This is a genomic window from Pseudoalteromonas sp. SWN166 (assembly GCF_015864485.1).
Lineage (GTDB): Bacteria > Pseudomonadota > Gammaproteobacteria > Enterobacterales > Alteromonadaceae > Pseudoalteromonas.
Window position 1 is genome coordinate 19849 of sequence record NZ_JADYXB010000004.1, and the last position, 25920, is coordinate 45768.

Here is a 25920-nt window from a genome sequence, read left to right on the forward strand (position 1 = left end):
GTTAATGCGTTTTAAGTTGCATGAATAAAGAAAAACGTCACCAAATACTATCGCGCCTGCGCGACGATAATCCACACCCAGTAACAGAGCTTGAATATTCAAGCCCATTTGAATTGCTGGTTGCCGTTACGCTCTCAGCGCAAGCAACCGATGTAGGTGTTAATAAAGCCACTCGTAAATTGTTCCCTGTTGCTAACACACCCCAAGCCATATTAGATATAGGCCACGATACACTGCGTGATTATATAAAAACCATTGGCTTATTTAATTCTAAAGCCGCCAATGTGTACAAAATGTGCCAAATATTGGTGGATGAGCACAACAGCATCGTGCCAGAAAATCGTGAAGCGTTAGAGGCTCTACCAGGCGTTGGCAGAAAAACAGCTAACGTTGTACTCAATACCGCCTTTGGCTGGCCTGTAATAGCCGTGGATACACATATATTTCGTGTATCTAACCGTACCAAGCTTGCAATGGGTAAAGATGTTGTAGCCGTTGAGCAAAAACTTGAAAAAGTAGTGCCTGCTGAATTTAAAGTAGACGTGCATCATTGGTTAATACTTCACGGACGTTATACCTGCGTAGCCCGTAAGCCCAGATGTGGAAGCTGTATTATTGAAGACTTGTGTGAGTTTAAAGAAAAAACGGAATAGCCCCAAAAGCACGGCATGTAGTCGCGAGTTTACCTCGCGCAATAAAGCACAAGCCTTAAAACCCAAAAACGCAGCATAAAGCCGCGCCTACAAACATAACACCAACCCTGTAGTCGCGAGTTTATCTCGCGCAATAAAGCATAAACCTCAAAACCCCAAAAGCGCGGCACAAAACCGCGCCTACAAACATAACGCCAACCCTGTAGTCGCGAGTTTACCTCGCGCAATAAAACACAAACCCCAAAAGCGCGGCATAAAGCCGCGCCTACAAACATAACACCAACCCTGTAGTCGCGAGTTTACCTCGCGCAATAAAGCAAAAAACCCCAAAAACGCGGCATAAAGCCGCGCCTACAAATACAAAACCAAACCCTGTAGTCGCGAGTTTATCTCGCGCAATAAAGCACAAACCTCAAAACCCCAAAGCGCGGCACAAAGCCGCACCTACAAACATAACGCCAACCCTGTAGTCGCGAGTTTGCCTCGCGCAATAAAGCACAAACCTCAAAACCCCAAAAGCGCCGCATAAAGCCGCGCCTACAAACATAACACCAAACCCGTAGTCGCGAGTTTACCTCGCGCAATAAAGCACAAACCCCAAAGCCCCAAAAAACCCAAAAACACGGCATAAAGCCGCGCCTACAAACATAACACCAACCCTGTAGTCGCGAGTTTACCTCGCGCAATAAAGCACAAACCTCAAAACCCCAAAAGCGCCGCATAAAGCCCCGCCTACAAATATAAGCCAAACCCGTAGTCGCGAGTTTACCTCGCGCAATAAAACACAAACCTCAAAACCCAAAAAGCGCCGCATAAAGCCGCGCCTACAAACATAACACCAAAATTTTTCTCTACTATCATCTTTTACCCAACTCACTAGAGCGTTTAAGACTAGCAGGTAAACTTTTCAAAGTATTAATTTCACAAGTCTCACTCCTTTAGTTATGCTGTTGAGCATTATAAAATTTTATTGTGAAATCCCTATGCTACCTTTACTTCGTATCTTGATAATTGAGCAAGACCCAATCATCCTGCAAGAGCTTTGCGCTAACCTGTCAAAAACGATTCCTAATTTTGAGCGAGTTGATATTGATATCGATATTATTGAACGTCTCGATCTGAAGCAAGCACTGGAATGTGTAAAGGAAGATGGCGATATTCAAGCCGTGGTTCTCAGTTGGGATGTACACAATAAAGTGGGTGAACAAATTTATAGTCGCTTTATCGAGGATTTAAAGGCAATTCGTCTCGAGTTACCAGTTTATGTTATCGGCGACGACACTAAAGGACTGGAAATCATCAACGAATCGGAAGAAATCGAATCCTTCTTTTTTAAAGATGAGGTGATTTCTGACCCAGAGGCCATTTTAGGTTATATGATCAACGACTTCGATGATCGCTCTGAAACGCCATTTTGGACCGCGTATCGTCGTTATGTTGGCGAAGCGAATGACTCTTGGCATACACCGGGTCATAGCGGCGGTTCTAGCTTTAGAAACTCTCCTTATATAAACGATTTTTATCAGTTTTACGGTCGCAATGTATTTGTTGGCGATCTGTCAGTTTCGGTAGACTCACTAGGTTCATTGTCAGACAGCACCAATACCATTGGCCGTGCTCAAGAATCAGCAGCGGCAACGTTTGAAGTTAAGCACACCTACTTTGTTACAAACGGTTCATCTACCTCAAATAAAATCATCTTGCAGACACTACTTCGCAAGGGAGATAAAGTCATTGTAGACCGTAATTGCCATAAATCTGTGCACTATGGCATTTTACAATCAGCCAGTTACCCCATTTATTTGGCGAGTATACTAAATCCAAAATACGGTATTTTCGCGCCACCGTCGTTGGCCGATATTAAGTTGGCAATTGAAAACAATACAGATGCTAAATTATTGGTGCTTACTGGTTGTACTTACGATGGTCTACTTAGCGATCTTAAACAAGTGGTAGATTACGCTCATCAACATGGTATTAAAGTGTTTATAGATGAAGCCTGGTTTGCATATTCTTTGTTTCACCCAAGTTTTCGTCATTATTCTGCCATACATGCTGGGGCTGATTACATTACACATTCCGCGCATAAAGTGGTATCAGCATTTTCTCAGGCGTCTTATATTCATATTAACGACCCAGATTTTGATGCAGATTTCTTCCGCGATATTTACAGTATCTACGCCAGCACATCGCCTAAATATCAGCTTATTGCGTCTCTCGACGTATGCCAAAAGCAATTAGAGATGGAAGGCTATAAGTTGCTTAATGCGCTGCTAAATCATGTTGAAGAGTTTAAACAACAAATGGCATCACTCAAGCAAATTAAAGTGCTCGGTAAAGAAGATTTTATGAAAATATTCCCGCACTTTAGTGGCGATAACATGGGTCACGATCCGCTAAAAATCCTTATTGATATTAGTGAACTACCTTATTCATTAAAAGATATTCATAAATACTTACTGGATGAAATTGGCCTTGAGATAGAAAAATACACGCACAGCACCATTTTAGTTTTACTTACGCTTGGTGGCACGCGCTCGAAAATCATCCGTTTGTACAATGCGTTGAAAAAGCTAGACAGCGGTAAGGTGAAGCTGTCGAAATCGACGCGTAGAGCCCGCTTACCTGAAAATTTACCTGCTATCGACTTAGCATGTATTCCAAGTGATGCATTTTATGGCGATCGCGAATCTGTGCCTATTAGCAAAAGTAACAACCGCATTTGTGCCGGTTTAGTTACTCCATATCCACCGGGCATTCCGCTTTTAGTACCGGGCCAGCATATTACTGAAGATCATATCGAATATTTACAAGAGTTGGCAAGCCAAGGACTGACGATTCAAGGCAGTTTCGATGGTGAAATTTATGTTCTTAAGGGTAAGGTTAAAAAATAAAGGTATTGGTTTAATACGATCTCAATAATGATTACTGGCGGCTGTGTCGCAAGATATTGCCGCTGTATTGCAGCTTCATTAAATCGACTAATCAAGTAATCCCCTATTAAATATTCACTTTCATTTTAATATCCCTAATTGCCTTATGTGGTGGTCAACTAAATTTGGGCAGGGATAAATGTATAGAGGTCGTTGAGCAAAAGCTTGATATCACAAGCGTCTAATAAATATGCATCATTGGCTAATACTATACTGACGCTATATCTGATTAACACGTAAACCAAAGTATGGAAATTGTATTATCGAAGATTTAGTAAGCTTAAAGATAGAACTGATTAAGCGTCATTTGAAAACTCGATAATATGCTACTTCACATAAATGTGTTTTAAATAAAAATAGAGATGGAGTGAAAAATAGTTTGGAGTCAGTGGTTTTTATATGCTCAAAGAAGACTTGCTCTTAAAATAAAAACGCCTAATAAATTATTTCAGACGTTTTTATTCAATTATTTTCCCCTATACTCAGACAGGGTAATAAAAATTAAGCAGGTAGTTTTTCTAGCCATACTTTTAACCAAGGCTCGGTTACTGGCCATGGTTCAAAATCTTCACATGCATCTATTTCTAGACGGTTGCCCACAGGCTTAGCTTGTAAATCGCGTAGTAACTCGTCAAAGCTACGCCCTGCTCCACAAAATGTATCGCCGTAACATCTGTCACCCATTGCAATTACACCAAATGGTTTATCGGTAAGCATTGGGAAGGTGCTATTCATAGCAAAGTACAATCCAGCCAAATTGCTTGGTACATCACCTTGGCCTGTTGTGGAGGTAACGATTAAAATATGCGATGCATTTTTTATATCATCAAGCGATGCTTCAGTAATTACTGTTGCAGTATGACCCGCTTGCTCAATTGTGCTTGCAACTTCATCGCTTAAACGCTCTGCACCGCCATTAACGCTGCCTACAAAAATACTAATATGTGCCATTAATAATCCTTTTCTTGCTCTGGCCAACCTAGCTGCTTACATATTTTAAGCATGTCTTCACCTAGTGGCGCTTTAATTGTTATTGATTCATTACTATAAGGGTGCACAAAACTAAGCTCTGTTGCAAATAACATTAGTCGCCTTAGTTCAAAATGCTCTCTAAAAAATTGATTATGCTGGTTATCACCGTGATTTACATCACCAATAATAGGCAGTGATAAGTGCTTTAAGTGCCTGCGAATTTGATGCTTGCGCCCTGTTTTTGGAAAACACTCCACTAACGAATAACGCACTGTTGGATATTTACCAATAGGAATAGGCAATGCAGCTTGGTGCAAGCAATTAAACTGAGTTTGCGCTTCTTGCGGTGCTTTATCTTGATCTGCAAACTTATCGGCTATTTTATCAAGTTCTTCTTTAAGCGGTTTATCTAAAAATACCGACTCTGGTGCAAAGCCACGCACTAAGGCCAAATAGCGCTTAGCGATGGTGCCTTCAATAAATAATTGGTTCATATCGCGAGCTGCTTCCGAGCTCAATGCAAACAGCAATACGCCCGACGTAGGTCTATCGAGCCTGTGTACTGGAAATACATGCTGCCCTAGTTGGTCACGCAACATTTGCATGGCAAACTGGGTTTCGTGTTTATCTAAAAACGAGCGATGCACTAATAAACCTGAAGGCTTATTTATAGCCACATAGTTTTCATCTTGATACAAAATAGTCAGCTCGCCATATTCAATAGGCGCTGGACGCTCACTCATTTGGTTCTCCTAAAAAGGTATCAAGGGCGGTTAGTAATTCAATAATTTCAGCACTTCCTGCTTTATTAACAAGCGTCATTTGCGCCATAGGCGCAATAGCAAAGTTACGTGGCAATGGTTGCTTATGTGTTATTAACTGCTGTATTTTTTCAATAAATACAAATTGTAACCATTGCTCAAACGCCATCGTGTCGTGACAAAAAGGAGTATTTGAAAGCAGTGCATCAGCGTCTATTGGCTCACTTTGCCAAAGCGCGTGTTTTTGTAAAAGTGCCGTTAGCTGCACTAAATAAGTTTGGGTTTGCTGGTACATAACCACCCTCTTTTATATATGTAATGCAATTATACCCTGTTCCCTCATAAGCGGCTATGGCGTATAATTGACGTAATTTTGCAGTAAAAACAGTTGAGAAAACAATGAGCGAACACATAGCTACATTAGGTCAGCTTTTAGATGGTGCGGGTACCCAGTGGCGTGCTTTTGATATTGGCAGGCATATAACAAAGCTTGATAAAAAACAATTTTTAGCTATTGAGCAAGCTCAAGTGCCTTACCCTTACCCACTTGCGGGGCATGCTTGGCTGGCTATTCAATTTTGGGATACTAAGGCCAGTAAAGAACCTTATGTATGGTTTTTAAAGTTGCCGCTTGATGAACAAAGTATACTAGTAAGTGCAAGTCGCGATCATTTTGCTGATATGATTATTCAAGCGCTAGGCACTGAAATTACAGGTGAGCAAGCTGATGGTAAGCTTGATAATAATCCCTATGTTTTTACGCCAAACGCAAATAAATTAGCGGCATTTAACGCTCAAGTAAAAGTACTACTGAAACAACCCGCATCACAGTATTACGAGCATGCTCAGCTTTACTTTAGCGGTAAAATTGGTTTTGATAATTGGCAAAGTGTTGCACTACAGGGTATTGCCGATTTTGCACTACGCTTAAACAGCGATACAAACTTAAGTAATCTGCAAAAAGCATGGGCGCATTTACCTATTGAAGTACTGCAACCACTCAGCGCTATGCTTGAACACGTTGAAATACCAACATCAATGAGTGAGTTACTTGTTGATTACACGCAGGCTGCAATTAGTAACAACGACACCGTGGCTATAACAGCAGCACTAAGATCTGCATCAAAAGGTCAAGCTCAAGGGCTATGCGCTCAATTAGTGGATACTGTATTGAGCTCACCATTGGGACAAGATTCTGATGTATTATTAACAATAGCTGGGCGTTGTTTTAAGCAATTAGAAAACCCTGAACGCTTACATGTATTTATGGATAATTGCGCACACCATCAAAAAATTGATGAGTTGTTTCCAAGTATTTTTGCTGACTTAGTTGCAATACCGACTATTCGCCCGCATTTATTAGGCTTATTACGTAAAGAAAATCGTAGCGAAACCCTCGCACGTGCAATTGGAAGGTTATTCTCTTAAATGGCAAGTTTATGGGCGTTCATACTTATTGGTAGTGTAATTTACTTATTTTGGCTTAATCGAAAGGTTGCTGAAGCGGCGAATGTTCATGCTAAACGCCAAAGTGAGCAGTTACAGGTGCAGTTGATGAGCGTTGCATGTGCTAAACGCCGCTTTGGTTTTTTAAAGAGCGGCAAGCCAGGCATCAAAAGCGAATTTATATTTGAGTTTTCAAGCGATGGTGAAAATGCTTATCAAGGTGTGTTAATTATGGAAAATGAGTTTTTGAAAAGTGTGGTTGTTCCGCCACATAAAATATAAAGCTTATACCTTAAGGGAGTATGTTTTGATTTAGTAAAAATTAATTCAATACAAAAAACTAAGGCGTAACTAAAGTTACGCCCCAATTGGACTGCATCCTGCTAGATATCCATTATCTTAAATCCGTATTATCATCCCCTGAACGAGTAAACAACCTTGTTTACCCTCACATTGCATCCTGCAATATCCATGGCCACCTTGGCAAACCCACGAAATCTATCGTTTGGCTACATATCGTAGCATCATCCCTGGTCATCCTTTTAAGTAGCTCCTGCCACTTTTTGCATCCTGCAATGTCCACTTGCCATCTTGGCCGTCCTACGTAAACTAACGCTCCTGCTACTTCCTGTAGCGTCATCCGTGATTATCCTAAAGTAACTCCTAGTTACTAAGTGCTTCATGCACTTCCTTATTCTTCCTTGTATCCGTTTTAACTTGTCCTTTATGCTTCCTGCTAGCGTCTGCTATGTTGCCTATTCCATATCCTTGGCAGTAACTCAATCATTGAGCTATGTCGTCTTGACAAAGTGAAGTTTAAAGCAATTGGGGGGGAGTAATAGGACTTAACATTAAATAAATAAACGTCACAAAAATGAAAAATTAAAATAAACAATAAATAACAACAGCTTAAACTTAAAAAGGCTACTTACTAGTAGCCTTTAACTGACAATGCTCACGGCAATGTAAGATATATCTCACGGTCTTATGTCCGTTTGGGCGCATTGGCTTACATCATAATTTTAAAGAGTTGGCTCAATTATTGATTTAAACAGTAACTCACCCTCTACTTGATTAAAAGTAAGGTGCTTAAATGACTCAAACTTTTCAGTTTTAAAAAACTCAGTGTGTTCTTTTCGCGTTACAAATACAGCCATCCCCGTTGACTCCGCATTACATTTAACTAAATCATCAAGCCCCCTTAATAAGTAACGACCAAACCCTTGTCCATGAAAATGCGGATCTACGGCAATAAAAGCTAAAAAGTAGTAATTGCCTTTCTCTTTAAGGGCATCTCTAATTGTTTGTTCTTTGTCTATTAACTGATTTGTTTGTAAATAGCCCGCGCTAAGCATCAATTTTAAACGCCAGTGCCAATAACGCTGCGCTTGAAGCTGGCTATTTGATTCAAATACACAGGCTACTGCTTTTAATTTATCGTTACGGTATAAACCAATTAGTGGCTGTTTTTCTTGCCAAAAACTACTAAGTTCTTCGCGAATTAATGATCGTAATTTTTTTTCGTAAACTGATTTATTTTCGTCATTGTAGCTAAGCATTTTTTGTAATACAGGATCGTCATGATAGGCCTGATAAATTAGGCTTGCTGCAGTGCTAATATCTTCTGCGGCTAAATACTGTACGCTGAACGTATCAGCAGGCGTGGTTACACTCATTGTATTTCCTTGATTATTTTGGCTATAGACTGCGTTAACTATATACCTAAAATTATTAACCGTAAATTCAGCGAGAGTTTAGCTAGCTAGGAGTACAGTTAATCCCTAGTATGGGCTTTTAATCATTTAAGGAGCAATATCATGGATACGACTAAACACGACATCAATACACTATTTGCACAGCTTGGATTACCCAATTCAGACGATCAAATAGATACATTTATTGCCTCACATGAATTAGAAGACACAACACTACTCCAAGAAGCGCCTTTTTGGGATGAAGCGCAACAGCACTTTTTAGCTGAATCGCTTGCTGAGGATGGTGATTGGAGTGAAGTAATTGACGAATTAGACGTACGCCTTCGTCAAAGTAAGTAACTTTATTTAATGTACCCTCCCTTATTTATTGCTAACATAGCATCTGCGCAGCATTTATATGCTGCGTATTTATTTTATTAAAGAGTTATATATCTAATGAATTCAGTTGTATTTGATGCAATCAAAGCCCTTCTCGATGAAGGCAAAACCCCTACTGTAGCACTAACTAAAAGCCGTTTGGCACAACCGGTTCCTATGCCGATGATTATTGCAGCAGTAAGCCAATATAAAAATAACCCTGATTCAATTAATAACTTCATGAGAAACCCACAGCAGTCAGATAATACTGAGCTTAAAACGAGTCAATTAGATAGAATTGAGCAAAAGCTCGATAAACTTCTTGCGCTGCTAGAACAAAAATAATTTGAGACTATAAATGTTCGTTGTTGATTTAACTTTTGATTGCTACCAAGACACCACCCTAGAACAAGCCGAACAGGCAATAAACCGCTTAGTAAATGCACTGCGTTTTAATGGTCAAATAATGGGTGAAGAATTTCCAACCGTTTTAAAAGACGGCTTTTTTATTACCCGTGTTATGTGCCCGACCGAAGATGCAATGCACCCGCTAAATAACAGCCCGTTTGTTAAGCACAGTATCGAAAAGTTACATAGTGCTGGGTTACTTGCGCCAAAAGTAAAAGTGATTGGACAAGATATACATTCCAACGGGGCGGATTGCTGTACAGAGCCATCGAGTTATATTTTATACACAACCTATGTACATACGTGTAGCCCACTTTACTGTGGTGATGACTTTTTGCCTGTGCCACTATTTCGTATTCCGGCAATTGCTAATGGTGATTACAAAACACTGATTAAATGGCAAGAAGATTGGCAAGCCTGCGATCAAATTCAAATTAACGGCGCAACCCGTTGTGAGTTTCCGGCACTTGAAGAAATATCGAGCATTAAAAGCGATTTATACAGACGCGGAAAAGACATAACAAAGCGAATTAGTTTTTTAACAAAAAAACCAACTTACTATTACTTATACCGTGTAGGCGGCGTAGATAAAGCGTCTGAGCTTGAACGAAAATGCCCTAGCTGCAATGGCGATTGGAAATTACCTGAATCGTGGTTTGGGTTATTTGACTTTAGATGTGAGCCATGTGGCTTAGTGTCTAATATATCGTGGGATTTTCAGTAACCATTAGGGCGTGTTGACCTTTGTGGATTGAAATTTGTTCAATCTAGGGACGATTTAATCGCGGCGCGAGGTTTGTAACCTAGTGGGCTAAGTAAAAACCGAGCAACAAAGAGTAAATCGTCCCTAGAAAGAACCCAAAGGGCAGCGCATGTTTGGCATTTATGCTTCGTTATCGCCTATTTATGGGGAATAACCACACTACATAGGCTCTGCCTTGCCTAAAAACCAAACATACAGCTGCAAAATCAATCACGAAAGGTCAACACGCCCTAGTAATGAGCGCTTAAAATCAGCTTAGTGATAACGCTAAGCTGATTTATTAAATACGTTTTAAACCTCTAATGCCTTTAAAAAAGCATTAATGTTGGGAGCAAGTACATGGTGTGTTTTTTTGCCTACATGCTCTAAACATACTTCCCCAGAATGCACCAATACACTTACTAGTAAATCATCTTTATCTGTTAACCCAATAAATACTGTTTCTGGCTGCTTGAGCTTGCGTTTCATTAAAACGTGACCCGTTATATTTTGTTGCAGCATGTCAAAGTCGTCACTATTCCATGCCTGTAGTAACTCAACTTGATGCCCATCAATTACAGCTAAAATACTTCCACCGTACATATGCCCATATAACTCGCTAAGCTCTTTTGGAAACTCAAGCTCTAGTGCATTGGCTAAATCACTCAGTGAGCCTGCAGGCTGCTGGTACGCCCCCTGCCATTGAATGTTTCCTTGCTCGTCAACCTTCCCAACTTCTGATGGGCTTGGCCATTGCTCGTCGTGCGCTATAAGTGGGTACTTTGCGGTGTTTTTAAGGGTCTTTTCGCTAAATTTTTGATGAAGTTGTTCTATAAGCAATGCAACAGACATACTGTGAAACTCATTTAAATTAGATATAATGTCCCTATTGTAACTATTTAAGAGCAAACATGACAGATTACAGCAATTCTCCAGACCTTAAAGGTAGCGTATTAGGCAAATCTACTGAGTATGTAGATGTGTACACGCCAAGCTTGCTTTTCCCTATTGCGCGCAAACTAAATCGTGATGCTTTAAATATTGACGAAGCAGAGCTGCCATTTAAAGGCCAAGATATTTGGACTGGTTACGAGCTTTCATGGCTAAACAATAAGGGTAAACCGCAAGTTGCCGTGGCCTTATTTACCTTTGAATGCCAAAGCAGCCATATTATTGAGTCAAAGTCGTTTAAACTTTATTTAAATAGCTTTAATCAAACCCGATTTGAAAGCATTGATGTAGTAAAACAGCATCTAATTGATGATTTATCAAACGCGGTTAACAGCTCTGTCAAAGTGACTTTATACAATCCTGATGATTACAATTGCTTACCGTGTACGGCGCTGCCAGGTGAATGTATTGATGATTTAGATATTGAGATTAGTAATTACGATATTGATGCTAATTCACTTAAAGCAAAAAGTGATGACGTAGTAACAGAAACGCTCTACAGCCATTTACTTAAATCGAACTGTTTAATTACCTCCCAGCCTGATTGGGCAAGTGTGATTATACGGTACACTGGCGAGCAAATATGTCGCGAGTCGTTACTGCGTTATTTAATTTCGTTCAGAACGCATAACGAATTTCATGAGCAATGTGTTGAGCGTATTTATAGCGATTTAACAACACAACTTAATATTAAAGAGTTAGAGGTTTACGCGCGTTATACTCGTCGCGGTGGGCTTGATATAAACCCGTATCGCTCTACGCATTATAACGATACACCATTTGCAGTTAAAATTAATCGTCAGTAGATTATTTTAAACTGGAATATAAGTATTGAAAAAGGAGCCTAGGCTCCTTTTCTATTTGTATATTTAATTAATACCAATTCGCTTAATTAAGTGAGCTATTTTGAGGCTGGGAAAACGTGTTGATAGCTAGGCAAAAAATTCGCTATTTAGTTGTTCTCGGCAATTGCTCCTGCATTGCTCTACCTTCTGCATCCATGCAGTCGTAAATGAGAATCTTTTAACGCAGGTAGCGACACGTTTAGCCCCGTAAAATGATTAAGTATTATTGCGGATTGGTATAACTTCGCGCTTAGTGGGTATGGGCATACCACACACATCAACGTAATTATGTGCTTTAACAAACCAGGGCTCATTACGGTTTTTACGAGCACTGATTAAGTTTTTAAACACCGGTGAGTTTGTTTTCATCACTTTAAATATACTTTTATCGCTTTGTACATCGCCAAGCACCTGTATATTGGTAATTGGGTTAAATGCCTTACCTTCAGTTGGTGTGCGCGCTAAACGGTTAAAATGCTCTATACCCTCTAACACTCGACCAAACACCGTAATGTTTTTATCAAGGTAGCGCGGGCCTTGCCCTATCGTTATAAAAAACTCCGTGCTCGCACTATTTATATCGTTATCGCGCGCCATGGCAAACACGCCACTACAATGCACTTGCCATGTTTGTGTATGTGCTGAGTTTTGAGCTACTGCAAAGCCATTTAAAAAGCCAGTAACTGGTGCATATCCGTCGCCATTTAGCTCTGTAATTAAAAGTGCTTTGTTTGTTGTTAAATAAAACTCAGCAGGGACTGTTTTATCTGCCGTTTTAATTAATTTTTTACCCGAGCTGTCGCCACCTTGAGCTACAAAACCTTCAACAAACCGATAAATGCCAGTATTTTTATAAAACCCTTCTCGCGCTAACTTTTTAATGTTTTGAACGTGCTTTGGAGCAAGCAGTTCATTAAGCTCAATGTACACATCACCCGTTGGCAGTGTTATCTTTAAAATATTTTGAGAATCCACAACTCGCCAGTCATTATCTTTTGCACTAGCAATTACCTCACTTGCGCTCAATAAAGGTAGCTCTTGATTAGCAACACCATCACCTAGTTGTTGAGCACAACCACTCAATAAAACACTAAGCAGAGCTGGCAATATAATTTTTTTCATCGCTTATATCCTTATAATTATTATAGTTTTGGTTATTCCCAATCAAACTTATATAGCACATCAACATTTTGGTATAGGCCGCTCGTTATTTCTATGTATAACTGTGAAAGTAACTGATAACGCACAGCCACTTCACTGAGCGAATCAAATACACCCACGCTATATTTAACTTGTAAGCTAGGTGCTACGTAACCTGATATTTCTACTTTGGTGCTATCACCACTACCTGATGAGCTTAAACTTACATCTGACAAACCAAAGGTTTCACCTACCTTAGAAACAACCCCTTCGCTGCGGCTAACACCTTGAGAGAGTAATAGCTGCGTAAGCATAGCATCGCTTGACGAACTTTCTCCATCACCTAAAGGTTGGCCATTAAGTAAATATGCGAGTGCTTGTGCTTGGTCCATCGCAGGCTCAGAAAATATTTTGAGCGTTGGTTGTTCAACATTACCCGTGAGCGTAACCCCTGCAATGACACCATTTGCAGTCGTATCGGGATTACGTATTGCTTTAATATTTAAAAATGGTTGTTCAATTGAACCGCTAAAACCTACTTGCCCAGTACTGATTATTAAATCTTGCCCAAAGGCTAAGTAAGTACCTTCAATTAAGTTAAGCTCACCTGTGGCTATAATTGGTGCACCTTGACTCATTTTTATCGCTAAATCACCTGCAACCTTTGATTCCAAGCCAAACGATTCTACTTTTACATCGTTTTTAACAATCACTTTTAAATCTATGTCGTAATCAAACGGGACTGTTTCGGTGGCCTCGGTTTTTTGATCAACAATAATTTCATCATCGCTAACTTGCACTGCGCCCTCAGGAAGCTCTTCAATCATTATACGACCGTAAGGCACAACTACCTCACCAGCAAGCTTGAGTGCATTATTAGCCAAGCCTATTTGTAAGTCTGGCGATACTTTAAATGTAACGCCTTGTTGTGCCCGAACAAAAAACTGCTCGCCAACCACAGCAACATTTACGGCAGGCTGCGCACCTTGCCAATCAACATCACCGGTTAGGTTTATTTTACCGCCCTGGTTGTCGTTTAAATTGCCCTTTATTGTGGCTGTTGTTTTATCAAACAATATGCTTATATTTGATTTTTGCAGCGCTATAGGTAATTGCTCGCCCTCTAAACTAATATCGCTAACATTAAGCTCGCCATTTAATAAAGGGTCTTTTAACGTACCGGCTAACGCCACTTTACCGCTAATATCACCTTTTAACTGCTCGAGAGTTTCAAGAAATGGTTGTAAGTCTGAAAGGAGTATTCTATCAATATTAATTGTGCCATTAAGCGCTTGCGTATTTTGTATATCGTCAATATTAATTTGTGTATTTATTTTACCAAGCACACTTGATTCTAAATTAGCTTCAAGCTTGCCAATTTGAGAGTCCGAAAACGCACTAATGCTTAATGTTTCAATAGGTAATTTAAAACGATCTTCTTCAGAGGTAAGTACCGCTGTTAAATCGGTAGAATCGATATTTGCACGTAATGTTTTAAGCGCACCGCTTTGCCAGTTAAGTGCTACATCGCCAGCTATATTACCGCGAGTACGAATATTGTCAGGCAAAAAGTGCTTAAGTTCTTCAAGTGCTAAATTGCTCAGTTTAGCATTTAGTTGACCGAGTTCTTTTGTTTGAGCTAGCGTGTCTATACATAATTCACTTTGCTCAGATGCCCAACAATGCGCGCTCACATTAAAGTCGCTGGTTTGAGTATTAAACATAATGGCGATATTTTTAGTGTTGCTAAAGCTTAGCTTTTTATCCCCGAGCGTTACATTGCTAAGCTCGCCATTCCAGGTGGCATTATTAATTTTGCCATTAACTTCAAGCTCTATATTGCCTTGTTCTGCATCTACTGATGCCGTAAGTTGATGATCTGTTTTATCGCCGCTGGCATCAATTTTAACGCTATTAATTTGTTGGTCAGCCACAAGCGCCGAACCAACACTCACCGATACATCGGTTTGCCAATCGGCAGCGGTATCTAACTGCCCTTTTACTGATAATTTATCAATGTTTATTTCATCAAAAATAAAGCCATCTAGTATTAACGCTAAATCAACTGAAGGCGTTAATCGCTCGCCTCTCACTTTTAAATCTGCAAAGCCATCTGCAGTAAATGGAATATTAGCTTTTTCATCACTTTTTAGCGTTACTTTGCCATCAACCTGCCAAGTGTCGTCAACTTGCCCACTTAGCGCTAACTTGTTGGTGCCACTACTTAAGTAAAAACTATCAATGTTCGTTTTTAACGTATTGTCGAGCTTAAAGTTAGAAGCAAACTCTAGTGGTACATCGTTAAGTAATCCGTTTAGCTTTGTATTATTCATTTGTAGCTGCCACGCATCAGTTGCAGCATTAAACGAGCCTTCAAACTGTCCTGAAATATCACTGGTGACGGCATCAGTTAAATACTGCGCTTTTAAATTAGCAAGCGTGCCATTAAAGTTAGCCTTTATACCTTGTTGCCAATCAACATTGGCTTTAATCACTGCGCTGCTCTCATTCGCTTTTATACTAAGCGCTTCGAGCGTTGCTTTTGTAAGACTTCCTCTTAGCTGTGTATTTAAATCTACAGCTGGGTACGCGCCTAATTGACTATTTGCCAGCAGTGTAAGCTGATAGTCGTCGGCATTGCCTTTAGCGTTAAGGCTAACATTTTTAACCTTCAGCTCATTACTTTGCGCATCAATAAGCCACTGATTAATTTTGCCATTTAACTCAAATGGGTAGTTTTTTTGCTTTAAATTTGCCGTTGCCGTTAAACTAAGCGGATATTGCCCCTGCGTTTCTAAATTTAGGTTTAGGTTTGATAAGTCGCCATCTAGCTCCAAGTTAGCTTGGTGTTCATCACTTTGTAAAACCACACTCCCTTTTAAAGGTAATTCTCCTGCAAGCTCAGCGTTAAGATGCGTATTAAGCTGCCACTGTTCATACTTTGCTGAGAATGACTCTAAATTAATAACCGCATCTTCCACACTTAATTGCAGCGAGATGTTTTCAATAACATGTTGGGCTTCGTTTTGCTCAATCGTAATTTTAGCTACTTCAAAGTCTTCAACAACTAAATCAAGTGGCGAAGTAAATTCTATATTAGGCAATGCGGGTAGGTGCGTTAAAGGCGCTTGAGTATTTTGCGCCGTTTGTGTTTTCGCATCTTGTTCTTGCTCTTTTAAAGCAACAAGTATGGTGGGAATATTCAGACTTTTAACCGTGAGCTTTGAACCCTCTGCTTTTGCTGAGAGTTTAAAATTATTAACGCTTACGTTTGCACTTGGGTGCTCTAGAGTGAATTTATTTATCGCTATATTTTTTACAGCAATATTAAAAGGTAGGCTGACTTTTTCAAGCGGCTCTGCAGCGGCTTCTTCTTGTGAATCTGCAGTTTTTGGTAATGTTAAATTTATAGATTTAGCACTTAAGTTATCTATACAAATTCCATCGCACTGCCACCAAAACAAATCAATTCTCAATTGCTGAGCATTAAAGTCCAGCCCGTTGTTAGCAAAGCGCACATTAAAGGCGTCATTATAAATAAAGCGGCCATCTTTAATTTCAATATGTAGTCCATCTACCGCTTTATTTGCACTATAAGCAATAAATTGATTACCGGGTGCGGTAAATAACAAACAAAATAGTGCAACAACTAACGTGACAAAAATAGCACTTACGGCGGCTGTTATCTTTTTTAATACTGACATTAAATTTCTGGCCCTATGGTAATACTTAAACGTGTGCTTTTACTTTCTTTTGTTAATCCCCAAGCGTGGTCTATGCGCACTGGGCCAACGGGTGTTAAATAACGAAAACCAAAACCAGCACCTACTTCAAAATCATCAGAAAAATCATTAGTCGCAGTACCGCCATCAACAAATAAAGCTGCTCGCCAGTTTTTAGCAAACTGATAGTTGTACTCTATTGTACTGGTTAGTAAGTATTTACCACCGATGAGGTCGCCATCATCATTTTCTGGCGATATTGATTGATATGCAAAGCCACGAACGCTTTGATCACCACCAGCGTAAAAGCGCAGTGAGTAAGGTACGTTTTCAATATCATCAACAAGCATTGCCCCCACATTCGCTTTTAAAAACACCAAGTGGCGGTCAAAATAAGTGCGTAGCCATGCATGTTGCATTTGCACCCTAATCAAATTAGTACTCGAAAGCACATCATCTAAGCCAAACTCAGCAGATATAAGCCACTGCTCTCCCCAATAAGGAGTCGTGCCGCCTTTTGATTTTTTGCGCGCATAGCTAATGCCAGGCATTAACATTTCGGTACTTTCTTCGTCTTCATCACCGATGCGGTAGGTTTCTTGGTCGCGGCGTAAAAATGCAGTACGCACCCACTTATTTTCGGTTAACCATTGGCGCTGTAATTGGCCAGTTAATATTTCGCTGTAGGTATCTTCAGCGAGCTCATCTTCTAATTTATAACCGACAGAAAAACGCCATAGATCATCGTTAGGATCATCTACAGGTACGGTATAAGCCATTGAAATATTCTGCTGTTTTTCAGAAACATTGAGATTTGTTTCTAAATAATGCCCATTTTCTGTAATCCAAGGCTTCGTCCATTTAAAGCGAACCCTAGGCTCTGTTTCAGTGAAGCCTGCTCCTATTTCAAAACTATTCGCAGGCTTGGATGATACCTCTACTTTAACAGGTACTTGGCCATTTTTACGTGCAACAATATCGGTATAAACACGCACGCTTGCAAAATAAGGAGTGCTTGATAAGTCAAGATTGTAGTCTGCTATTTTTGTTGACTTATAAGGCTGTCCTTGAGTAAAGGGGGCTAAAGAACGTATATATTTTTCAGCTGGGTTATTACTAGCAATTTGTATATCGCCAAACTGATACCTAACTCCGGTATCAATTATGAAAGTAATAACAGCACTATTTTTTTTAAGCGATACTTCTAATTTGCGCGCTGGCCACTTAGCATCAAAGTAACCTAGCTCTAGTAGCATAGATTCTATTTTTTTATGAGTAGAATCATATTTACCATGATTTAAAACATCACCTTGCTTTAAGTGATTGCTTTTAATCAATGCCTGTAATTGGGTATCGCTTTGACCATCACCGTTTAGCGTAATATTAATTGCTTCTATGCGAGTTGCAGGCCCTCGCTCAACTTTAACAATTAACTCACTGTCGTCTTTATCATAAATAACCTCGACGGTCGGGCTGTAATAGCCAAGTGCTTTTATACTATTTTGTACTTGTTTTTGAGCATAACGACGAAGTGTACGGGTTGGCTTCTCGCCAATTAACTGCTTGAGGTAAAGAGCTACGTTATTTTCTAAATCGCCACTTAACCCTTCAATTTCGTAATCTTCTATGACTTTTTCTGCCGCATAGCTATTTGTCGCAATTAAAGCGCTCACAACACACATGCAACGTAAAAACTTAATAAACAAGTAATATCCTTACTTTTAATATCTTAAATATACAATTGATGAATAATCAGGGCATATTAGCATAGCCATAATGAGCAACACATTAACTTAATGGCAATCTAAGGTGATAAATTATGTATTGTATAAAGGTTGATATAATTAAAATTAGTACGCGTTAAGACAATAATTTGGTTACAATAGTGCCTACGAATAGAAAATTAATTTTAAATGAGTTTTTAATGCAATTCCCTGATGATGATAACGGCCAACTTTTAGCCGAAATAGCCGCTGCTGGCATTGATTTAAATAAAATGCACCAAGTCGATTTTTTTATTTTATTTGAAAAAGAAGCTGATGCTGAAAAATTTGCTAAAGAAATAGTATCTGATGCATTAGTTCAAAATGCTGAGCTTGAAAAATGCAAAGACACTGGCGTTTGGGAAGTAATCACTCAAGTACAAATGGTGCCAGAACACACTCTTCTAGGCCAAGCAGAGCAATACATTGAAAGCATTGCTAATAGCTTTAATGGCTACGGCGACGGCTGGGGATTAATGGACGGCGAAGAAGAAGCTTAATTATCTTTCGTTTAAAATATCCTGTCAGTTAAGCTTAGCGGCTTAACTGATTTGCCTTTCTAAAGTTCCCTTTATAGTCAAATAGCTTATCAGCCACTTTCCAACCATACTTTTTGCTTTTTCGAGCAATAACAAAATCCGGTGGCACTAATTCAAATTGTGCTTTTATTACCTGCTCTGCCGTTTTAAAGTCTATCGGTGTTTGCCCAAGCCCTACTCGCAGACCAAATTGCTTATTAAATATAAATTGCCCACCTTTATTTGCGAGGTTATATATCTCATCGCAACTTGCGCCATCTTCATCAAAATACGTTATTTTAATTAAATTATCTTTAAGTTGAGTTACTGATAAACCACTACAACGTAATACGAGTGCGTCTTTTAGGTTTAACGCATTACGTAACTTATCATCCGGGTCGGCCATTACAGCGCCGCAATCATGGCATTGTCGTGCAGCAATATCATTTTGGGCACCGCACTGCTCACACTCTTTAAACCTAAAACGATAATCGCACTGCTCTTTATGCCCATCATCATCTTCTAACAGCCCTTTACAGCGCCTGCCAAAGTGCTCTATTACTTTTCCTGCGGAATCAGTTTTACCCCAAAATATATTCGCAAAACCACAGCCAGGACAAAGTACCTGCACAGGTTCATTATCACTATCGCCTTTTTTATCACCCACTTCAGGGTGAAATAAATTAAAACCATTACCAGCATAATCTATTACTAAGCAATCCGTTTTTGATTCAGATAGCCTCAAGCCTCGCCCCACAATTTGTTGATATAAACTAACCGATTCTGTAGGTCTTAAAATAGCTATAAAGTCGACATGTGGCGCATCAAAGCCGGTTGTTAGTACCGATATATTAACTAGATACTTTAATTGCTTAGCTTTAAATTGCTTAATGATTTTATCGCGCTCAGTATTTGGCGTATCACCTGTTATAAGCGCGCTTTGATGAGCTGGCAAATAGCTTAATATTTCCTGAGCATGCAATACCGTGGCTGCAAAAACCATAACACCTTCACGCTCTTCACTGTATTGAATTACTTGCTGTAATATAGCTTTCGTTGCGCGCTCACTGTTTTTTAAAAGCGCATTCATATCATCAGACGTATATTGCCCAAATGCATTACTATCTAAAGATGAAAAATCATAATGGCTAATCGCTGCATCAACTTCGTTTGGCGGCGTTAAATAATTATGTTTGATCATATACCTGAGCGGCAATTCAAAAATACAACTTTTAAACGGGCTTTCTTTAGTCCCTTTAACAAATCCATGATAATGATGATGGTAAATCCACCCCATTCCCAATCGATAAGGTGTTGCGGTTAAACCCAATACTTTTAAATGGGGGTTATACTCTTTTAAACTGTTTATTACTTTTCCGTACTGGCTTTTTTTATCTCCGTTTACTCTGTGACATTCGTCAATAATAAGTAACGAATAATGCTCATTTAATTTATTTAAATTACGAGAAAGTGATTGCACACTGGCAAAGGTTACTTGATGGTTTAATGACTTTTCTTTTAAACCTGCTGAAAATATACTCGCCTCTAAACCAAAACTTTTATATTTTTGCGAATTTTGCTCTACCAGCTCTTTAACGTGCGCAAGTACTAATATTTTTTGCTTAGCAATACGGGCAAGTTCAGCAATAACAAGGCTTTTACCTGCACCAGTTGGTAGCACAATAACGGCAGGATCATTACTCTTTCTAAAGTGTAAAACGGTTCGTTCTACGGCTTCTTGCTGGTAAGGTCTTAGTTTATAGCTCATGGGAAAATAATTGGATTTGAATAAGGAGATTTTAGCAAATAATGGCTAGGAGTTTTAAACTTTAATTTTATTTAATAGAGGGGTAAACAAAAAAGAGAAGCCGAAGCTTCTCTTATATTTAGCTTTAGGCTAAAAACTTCTCAAGCTCAACACCTTCAAACGCTTTAGGACGACGGCCACGGCCAGTCCATTCTATAGTTTCACCATTAAGTTCCATACGGTACTTAGGCTTAACTTTAGTGCGCTTGTCTGATGCTCCATCTTGTAAATCTTCTAGCGTAAGTCCTTTTTCTTTTAAAAGATCCAAAACTTCCTGTTTCGCTTTTTGCTGCTGGGTATATTTTGAAATTGCATCATTGATAAGCTGTTGAGCTTTTTCAAGCTCTGTTAATGATGCTGTTTTAATAAAAGATCGGACTGCTTTCATTTATATCTCTCGTTATTTTAAATTAAATACCACTATTATTGTAATTTAATACATTTGTACAAGCCAAGTATATATCATTAATTGGGCTAAGTTTACAAATCATCTGGTCTCATAGCACGTGTTAGTGTTGGATCTGAAAACTGCCATTGCATATCTCTAATAAACCTTTCAATTTCAGTTGGGTCCACAATAAATCCGCAATTAGAATCATGATTTCGGCAGCCCATTCCCACAACATTAGAGCCAGTAGGTTTACCTGGAGCGGGTATATATCTAAGCGCGGCTAACAATTCATCAAACATGTCGTTTAACGATTCTGATTTAACTTCAATTCTTTCTATTGACAAGTCAGGATCTGTTTCTGGTGATTTTATACCTAAAGCTATTAAGCGAAGGTTAGACTCTTCTATAAAATATGCTGACTTTTTATAATACTCAACAGCTTTTTCTAAATTATTTTCCTTTACTTCATAGTACTTTGCTAAGACAAACTGAGCTTTATGGTAGTCTTCGTTGGATGCAGTTTCCAAATAAGCCTTACCCTTTTTATAATCTTTTTCAATCAACTTACCCTCAAGATAATATAATCCTAAAAAGTAATTTGCTGCTATAACGTCATTTTTAGCTGCCCACTCAAGCCAGTTAATACCTTTCTTGACTTCAACATCCCCACCTTCACCATTTAAATACATTAATCCTAGTTTAAATTGGGCTGTAGGACTTCCATATTTAGCACTATTCAAAAAATAGCGTCGTGCCTTACTATGATTTTTTGTTATGCCGTATCCTTTGTAATAAAATGTTCCTAATACCTCTGTCGCCTGTGGGATGTCTTTCCGAGCGTATTTTTTAAAATCTTTAAACCGTTGTTTGCATTCTTTTGTATCACACTCAGTAATTTCTTCTGAGCTACTATTTTGGCTAAACAGCATTATACTTAAAATAAATACTAACTTTATTATTGTTTTCATATTTCCCTCTTTATAAGAATTATATCCATTGTTCAGTTTCAAACTCTATTTCTTGCTAAGTTCAAATGTTATACAACGTTAAATATAAACATTAATTAAGATATTTCCCAATTTAATTTAAAATTTAATAAAATTGATGCTTTCCAATAAAAAGTAGGGGCGTGTATAGACTAACAATAAAATGAACTCCTAATGATCGTTTAATCACTTTTAAATTAGTTGCTTTAGAAAAAGATAACAGAGGTGAACTTACCTATAAACACATAGCAATATCATAAACTTTAGCTGATTTGAGCTTATATTCCTTTTCTTGGGAGCATTCCCATACCTAATATTCGGTCATTTAAAAATATTTCGAAAAATGATGTCCATAGCAAACAAGAGGAGGTTGTTTATAATCTTTTTTGTATCATATCCTTAGCCGTCATCTTCGTTATGTATAGATACCCATATTGCAAATGTTTTTACTGTGATAGGTTTGATTATCGCAGAAAATATGTATCCCTTAAACAAGCCAAAGCTAGCAGAGAGTTATGACGTAGGTACTATGTCAGTACAGTACATTTAATAGAGGTAAAACTGGCAAGGTAAGCACCTAATCAGCGCGAAGGTGCAGCCTCTATATTTGAATGACTAAAAGACATATCGAATTTAATCAGTTAAAGGCTGAAACGAGTTTTAGCAAAGGTATGCCAACAAAATAGGAGAAAGCGATAAGCACTACACTCGTTCTTGGAAAGGCATTGAATTTATAATTTTTTATTTTTCCTGGTTAAAGAAGTTGAACCAGTAAGTAAATATAAACCATAATTTAAATTTCAAGATGAAATACTAAACCAACGGAAAAAGGTCAGAAGCATAAGCAACTGACCTTTTATTATAATCGTCTATATATTTTAAGACGAGACATAATCAATAAGAATATTCTTAGAAGTTTTGTTCAACTTTTAAGAATACAGCTCGGCCTAAAACATCATACAATGATGTTGAAGCATCGCGATAACCTCTGGTGCCATCGTTTAACTGTGGTGCCTCTTTATCAAACACATTGTTCACACCTAGTACAAACTTACCATTCCATTCATGGTTATATGATACTTGGATATTGTGCTTAATATAACTTGGAATATCAGCTAAATATGTTACACCATACTCCTCATTACCTGAGTCTTGGTCACCTATGTAATAAGTGGTCCATGCCGCACCAAATGCATCGTTTGTCCAATCAAAAGTAACATTACCACGAAGCTCTGGGTACTCTTGTAAACCAGCGTAATCGAATGCGTCAGCACCTTCCTCTGTTACTTCTTCAAAGTCACTTACGTAGCTTAATTCACCTTTAAGAGCGAAGTTACCAATGCTAGATTCAAACATGTAAGCTGTTTTAAAATCAAAACCTGATGTTTCTAAACTCGCCATGTTTTGGTCAAAGCTATACATTACATCAATACGACCTGTATTTGGATCGCGAACTACTGCAGGGTTTGAACCATTGTCTTGCTCATCTTTTAATAGACGCTCAACACTTACTGCTGCAATTCTATTTTCTAGCTTAATATTGTAATAAGAAAGTTCTACAGATAAGTCATCTGTTACATTCCAAACAAAACCTGTTGTAAATGATTCACCTTCTTCAGGCTCAAGATCTGGGTTACCACCAAACCAAGTTTTATGCTGCTGTGAAGCATTTGGGTTACAGTAAATCGCATCAGAACCTGCATTGCCTTGCGTATCACACCAAATTGTATCGTAAGCTTTTTCAAAACTTAGTGCCTGACTAGAGAACATTTCGCCCATGTTAGGTGCACGGAACGATTCACCCCAGCTAGCTCGTACTAAAAGCGCGTCAGAAGGACGCCATGCAACACCAATTTGAGGAGCAACATTATCAAATGTTCCTGATACAAATTGTGAACCAACATCACCTTCTTGCTCGTACTTGTCGTATCGAACAGCAGCTTTAATATCAACATTGTAAGGTAGGTTTACTTGAAGCTCTGAATATACAGATGTTCTATCACGCTCTGCATTAACATCATCACCACCTGAACCACCTGATACTCGACCTGAAGCCGATTGAGGGTCACTCATTTGCTCAAATTCTACTTGCTCAAATTCAGCACCAACTACACCAGCAATAGAAACATCACCATTATCAAACAATAATGTAGACGCTACTGTGTCAAATTGAGTACTTGTAAAGCGAGCTTGATATACGCCTGTATGAGCAGCTTGGCCATACAAGTCTTTCATGCTGCTATCCCAGTTAGCAAAGCTCATTCCTGATGTATTAAAAATGTCATATTCGCCGCTATCTATTAGCTTCTGAACAACATCATCATTTATAAGGTTTGTATTAAATGAGTTTGTTGTAGAGCGACTGTGCTGTACATTAAATTCCCAGTCAATACCGTTGGCAACATCTACAAAGCCTACTAAGCCACCTAAGAAATCAATACTATTAATTTCAGTTCGAGTATCTCGCTCACCAATATTAGCTGAACGCATGTATAAAGTTAGATCTTCGCCGACAGGGTTTAAAGGATTATCAGCCAACATAGTTGGTTGGTTTGTTGATACAGGTGTGCCTGCATAACGAGAATCTGTTTCAGAAAGTGATGCACTTGCACGACCACGGAACTTTAAGTTATCAGTGAATTCATAATTGAAATTTGAAAGCATTGAGTTCTGAGTAGTATCACCAAATAACTTAGTTACTGCACCATAGTTATATAAACAACGAGTGCCACCATCTACAGTATTATTTGATTCAGCACACATAGTAGGGCTTGTAACCCAACCACTATCACCACTACCATTTGGAACTGAACTATATGATGAATAATCAGCATAAGTCTCATCATTTAATTTCCAAATATCTCTATCGAATACTGATTCAGCATCATAATATTCATAAGTTAATGTAATATTACCCTTCTCACCAGAGTAACCTGTACTTACGTTAAAACGATTTGTATCACCACCTTCAGCACTAGGTAGTTCAGTATCATATGAAAAACTTAATCCGTTAAAGTCTTTTTTTGTAATAATGTTAATAACACCTGCAACAGCATCTGAGCCATATACAGCAGAAGCACCTTCGCGAAGAATCTCAATTCTTTCTACTATTGCCATTGGAATACGAGAAGTATCTGCGGCAGCGCCTGAAGAAGAACTTGTACCAGGCATACGGCGACCGTCAAGTAGCACTAATGTGTACTCAGCCCCAAGGCCACGCATGTTAATATTACTTGTTGCTGCTGCGCCGTTACCGTAGCCAGACATACCACGCCATGAACCAAAGCTATTTACAGAAGTATTATTTAAAACATCAGCAACTGATGCTTCACCTGATAATTGTAGATCTGCAGCGGTAATAACAGTTACTGGTGATGATGTTTCCATATCAACTTGCTTAATGCGAGACCCAGTTACTTCTATACGCTCAACTTTTTCTTTTTCTGCTGCCATAGAGCTTACAGAAAAAGCAGCGGTGGATACCGCACTAAAAGCGATAGCTAAGCGAACTGCCTTTGAAATTTTATTATTTAACATATGATTTTCCCTAGAATACTATTTTAATTATTTTGTTTTCGAAACGGTCTGTAAGTAATCACAGTACCTATTTCGATTTGAATAGTAGTCTCAATTTATGCAAAAGGTCAACATCTAGGCAACCAAATAAATCTCTTTATTTACAACACCTTAATGAAACAAAAAATAAACACAATGCCATTTATGCATTATTGCGAAATACTGTTCTTTGCCTTTTTTTGAACAAAAAAACTCTAAAATAAGTCAAACTTCAGAATCAAACATTTCTAAGAG

The 25920-nt window shown here is 38.7% G+C and carries 21 protein-coding genes; 9 read left to right on the forward strand and 12 right to left on the reverse strand.

Going from position 1 to position 25920, the window contains the following annotated elements:
• Positions 1-20 precede the first annotated feature (20 nt).
• A complete protein-coding gene (gene nth, locus I6F49_RS03490) occupies positions 21-653 on the forward strand; it encodes an endonuclease III (protein WP_166421073.1) in 633 nt (210 codons plus the stop codon).
• Between the two features lie 983 nt (positions 654-1636).
• Positions 1637-3547, forward strand: coding sequence for an aminotransferase class I/II-fold pyridoxal phosphate-dependent enzyme (locus I6F49_RS03495; RefSeq protein ID WP_197178438.1), 1911 nt, complete (start codon positions 1637-1639; stop codon positions 3545-3547).
• Between the two features lie 540 nt (positions 3548-4087).
• Here the strand turns inward: I6F49_RS03495 and I6F49_RS03500 are convergent.
• From I6F49_RS03500 to I6F49_RS03510, 3 genes are read right to left on the reverse strand one after another with little or no spacing between them, the layout of a single operon-like run.
• On the reverse strand, positions 4088-4537 hold the full coding sequence (locus I6F49_RS03500) for a flavodoxin (RefSeq protein WP_197176773.1): 450 nt from the start codon (positions 4535-4537) through the stop codon (positions 4088-4090).
• The gene (truC, locus tag I6F49_RS03505; RefSeq protein ID WP_197178440.1) at positions 4537-5301 is read right to left on the reverse strand and encodes a tRNA pseudouridine(65) synthase TruC; all 765 of its coding nucleotides are present in this window, start codon (positions 5299-5301) and stop codon (positions 4537-4539) included. The genes I6F49_RS03500 and truC overlap by 1 nt, the downstream gene beginning before the upstream one ends.
• Entirely contained in the window at positions 5294-5614 is a 321-nt protein-coding gene (locus I6F49_RS03510) for a YqcC family protein (protein WP_197178442.1), read from the reverse strand. The genes truC and I6F49_RS03510 overlap by 8 nt, the downstream gene beginning before the upstream one ends.
• Before the next feature lie 104 nt (positions 5615-5718).
• On the opposite strand from I6F49_RS03510, the gene I6F49_RS03515 reads away from it, so the two are divergent.
• A complete protein-coding gene (locus I6F49_RS03515) occupies positions 5719-6747 on the forward strand; it encodes a DUF3549 family protein (protein ID WP_197178444.1) in 1029 nt (342 codons plus the stop codon).
• Complete coding sequence (locus I6F49_RS03520) at positions 6748-7047, forward strand: DUF3301 domain-containing protein (RefSeq protein ID WP_197178446.1); 300 nt, start codon at positions 6748-6750, stop codon at positions 7045-7047.
• 740 nt (positions 7048-7787) lie between these two features.
• On the opposite strand, the gene I6F49_RS03525 is transcribed toward I6F49_RS03520, so the two are convergent.
• On the reverse strand, positions 7788-8441 hold the full coding sequence (locus tag I6F49_RS03525; RefSeq protein ID WP_166379255.1) for a GNAT family N-acetyltransferase: 654 nt from the start codon (positions 8439-8441) through the stop codon (positions 7788-7790).
• Between the two features lie 141 nt (positions 8442-8582).
• Between I6F49_RS03525 and I6F49_RS03530 the strand changes: the two genes are divergently transcribed.
• The 3 genes from I6F49_RS03530 (at position 8583) to I6F49_RS03540 (ending at position 9969) form a co-directional block, all read left to right on the forward strand.
• Entirely contained in the window at positions 8583-8819 is a 237-nt protein-coding gene (locus I6F49_RS03530) for a DUF2789 domain-containing protein (RefSeq protein WP_166379253.1), read from the forward strand.
• A gap of 96 nt (positions 8820-8915) precedes the next feature.
• Positions 8916-9182 carry a hypothetical protein gene (locus I6F49_RS03535; protein WP_007378199.1) on the forward strand — a complete coding sequence of 89 codons (267 nt, stop codon included), beginning with the start codon at positions 8916-8918 and terminating at the stop codon, positions 9180-9182.
• A gap of 13 nt (positions 9183-9195) precedes the next feature.
• Positions 9196-9969, forward strand: a complete 774-nt coding sequence (locus I6F49_RS03540; RefSeq protein ID WP_197178448.1) for a Zn-ribbon-containing protein — start codon at positions 9196-9198, stop codon at positions 9967-9969.
• A 330-nt stretch (positions 9970-10299) separates the two neighbouring features.
• Here I6F49_RS03540 and syd read toward each other — a convergent pair whose 3' ends face one another.
• Entirely contained in the window at positions 10300-10839 is a 540-nt protein-coding gene (gene syd, locus I6F49_RS03545) for a SecY-interacting protein (protein ID WP_197178450.1), read from the reverse strand.
• A 59-nt stretch (positions 10840-10898) separates the two neighbouring features.
• Between syd and queF the strand changes: the two genes are divergently transcribed.
• Positions 10899-11744, forward strand: a complete 846-nt coding sequence (gene queF, locus I6F49_RS03550) for an NADPH-dependent 7-cyano-7-deazaguanine reductase QueF (protein WP_166420276.1) — start codon at positions 10899-10901, stop codon at positions 11742-11744.
• Positions 11745-11999: 255 nt separating this feature from the next.
• Here the strand turns inward: queF and I6F49_RS03555 are convergent, their stop codons facing one another.
• Genes I6F49_RS03555 through I6F49_RS03565 form a run of 3 tightly spaced genes read right to left on the reverse strand, consistent with a single transcriptional unit; the run spans position 12000 to position 18351 of the window.
• On the reverse strand, positions 12000-12905 hold the full coding sequence (locus tag I6F49_RS03555) for a peptidylprolyl isomerase (protein WP_197178451.1): 906 nt from the start codon (positions 12903-12905) through the stop codon (positions 12000-12002).
• Positions 12906-12937: 32 nt separating this feature from the next.
• On the reverse strand, positions 12938-16627 hold the full coding sequence (gene tamB / locus I6F49_RS03560; protein WP_197178453.1) for an autotransporter assembly complex protein TamB: 3690 nt from the start codon (positions 16625-16627) through the stop codon (positions 12938-12940).
• A complete protein-coding gene (locus tag I6F49_RS03565; protein WP_197178455.1) occupies positions 16627-18351 on the reverse strand; it encodes an autotransporter assembly complex protein TamA in 1725 nt (574 codons plus the stop codon). The genes tamB and I6F49_RS03565 overlap by 1 nt, the downstream gene beginning before the upstream one ends.
• A 218-nt stretch (positions 18352-18569) precedes the next feature.
• On the opposite strand from I6F49_RS03565, the gene I6F49_RS03570 reads away from it, so the two are divergent.
• Complete coding sequence (locus tag I6F49_RS03570) at positions 18570-18908, forward strand: ribonuclease E inhibitor RraB (RefSeq protein WP_197178456.1); 339 nt, start codon at positions 18570-18572, stop codon at positions 18906-18908.
• 34 nt (positions 18909-18942) lie between these two features.
• On the opposite strand, the gene I6F49_RS03575 is transcribed toward I6F49_RS03570, so the two are convergent.
• The 4 genes from I6F49_RS03575 to I6F49_RS03590 form a co-directional block, all read right to left on the reverse strand.
• Positions 18943-20694: a DEAD/DEAH box helicase gene (locus I6F49_RS03575; protein ID WP_197178458.1), complete on the reverse strand. Its 1752-nt coding sequence runs from the start codon at positions 20692-20694 to the stop codon at positions 18943-18945.
• Between the two features lie 124 nt (positions 20695-20818).
• Positions 20819-21121 carry an H-NS histone family protein gene (locus I6F49_RS03580; protein ID WP_197178460.1) on the reverse strand — a complete coding sequence of 101 codons (303 nt, stop codon included), beginning with the start codon at positions 21119-21121 and terminating at the stop codon, positions 20819-20821.
• 92 nt (positions 21122-21213) lie between these two features.
• The gene (locus I6F49_RS03585) at positions 21214-22092 is read right to left on the reverse strand and encodes a tetratricopeptide repeat protein (RefSeq protein WP_197178462.1); all 879 of its coding nucleotides are present in this window, start codon (positions 22090-22092) and stop codon (positions 21214-21216) included.
• A gap of 927 nt (positions 22093-23019) precedes the next feature.
• Positions 23020-25647 (reverse strand): TonB-dependent receptor plug domain-containing protein, encoded by a 2628-nt coding sequence (locus I6F49_RS03590; protein ID WP_197178464.1) that lies wholly within the window; start codon positions 25645-25647, stop codon positions 23020-23022.
• Positions 25648-25920: the final 273 nt, after the last annotated feature.

Excerpts from the sequence above, each read along its gene's own strand:
- nth (WP_166421073.1), top strand. The coding sequence starts at position 21 with ATGAATAAAGAAAAACGTCACCAAATACTATCGCGCCTGCGCGACGAT.
- I6F49_RS03495 (WP_197178438.1), top strand. The coding sequence starts at position 1,637 with ATGCTACCTTTACTTCGTATCTTGATAATTGAGCAAGACCCAATCATC.
- I6F49_RS03500 (WP_197176773.1), bottom strand. The coding sequence starts at position 4,537 with ATGGCACATATTAGTATTTTTGTAGGCAGCGTTAATGGCGGTGCAGAG.
- truC (WP_197178440.1), bottom strand. The coding sequence starts at position 5,301 with ATGAGTGAGCGTCCAGCGCCTATTGAATATGGCGAGCTGACTATTTTG.
- I6F49_RS03510 (WP_197178442.1), bottom strand. The coding sequence starts at position 5,614 with ATGTACCAGCAAACCCAAACTTATTTAGTGCAGCTAACGGCACTTTTA.
- I6F49_RS03515 (WP_197178444.1), top strand. The coding sequence starts at position 5,719 with ATGAGCGAACACATAGCTACATTAGGTCAGCTTTTAGATGGTGCGGGT.
- I6F49_RS03520 (WP_197178446.1), top strand. The coding sequence starts at position 6,748 with ATGGCAAGTTTATGGGCGTTCATACTTATTGGTAGTGTAATTTACTTA.
- I6F49_RS03525 (WP_166379255.1), bottom strand. The coding sequence starts at position 8,441 with ATGAGTGTAACCACGCCTGCTGATACGTTCAGCGTACAGTATTTAGCC.
- I6F49_RS03530 (WP_166379253.1), top strand. The coding sequence starts at position 8,583 with ATGGATACGACTAAACACGACATCAATACACTATTTGCACAGCTTGGA.
- I6F49_RS03535 (WP_007378199.1), top strand. The coding sequence starts at position 8,916 with ATGAATTCAGTTGTATTTGATGCAATCAAAGCCCTTCTCGATGAAGGC.
- I6F49_RS03540 (WP_197178448.1), top strand. The coding sequence starts at position 9,196 with ATGTTCGTTGTTGATTTAACTTTTGATTGCTACCAAGACACCACCCTA.
- syd (WP_197178450.1), bottom strand. The coding sequence starts at position 10,839 with ATGTCTGTTGCATTGCTTATAGAACAACTTCATCAAAAATTTAGCGAA.
- queF (WP_166420276.1), top strand. The coding sequence starts at position 10,899 with ATGACAGATTACAGCAATTCTCCAGACCTTAAAGGTAGCGTATTAGGC.
- I6F49_RS03555 (WP_197178451.1), bottom strand. The coding sequence starts at position 12,905 with ATGAAAAAAATTATATTGCCAGCTCTGCTTAGTGTTTTATTGAGTGGT.
- tamB (WP_197178453.1), bottom strand. The coding sequence starts at position 16,627 with ATGTCAGTATTAAAAAAGATAACAGCCGCCGTAAGTGCTATTTTTGTC.
- I6F49_RS03570 (WP_197178456.1), top strand. The coding sequence starts at position 18,570 with ATGCAATTCCCTGATGATGATAACGGCCAACTTTTAGCCGAAATAGCC.
- I6F49_RS03575 (WP_197178458.1), bottom strand. The coding sequence starts at position 20,694 with ATGAGCTATAAACTAAGACCTTACCAGCAAGAAGCCGTAGAACGAACC.
- I6F49_RS03580 (WP_197178460.1), bottom strand. The coding sequence starts at position 21,121 with ATGAAAGCAGTCCGATCTTTTATTAAAACAGCATCATTAACAGAGCTT.
- I6F49_RS03585 (WP_197178462.1), bottom strand. The coding sequence starts at position 22,092 with ATGAAAACAATAATAAAGTTAGTATTTATTTTAAGTATAATGCTGTTT.
- I6F49_RS03590 (WP_197178464.1), bottom strand. The coding sequence starts at position 25,647 with ATGTTAAATAATAAAATTTCAAAGGCAGTTCGCTTAGCTATCGCTTTT.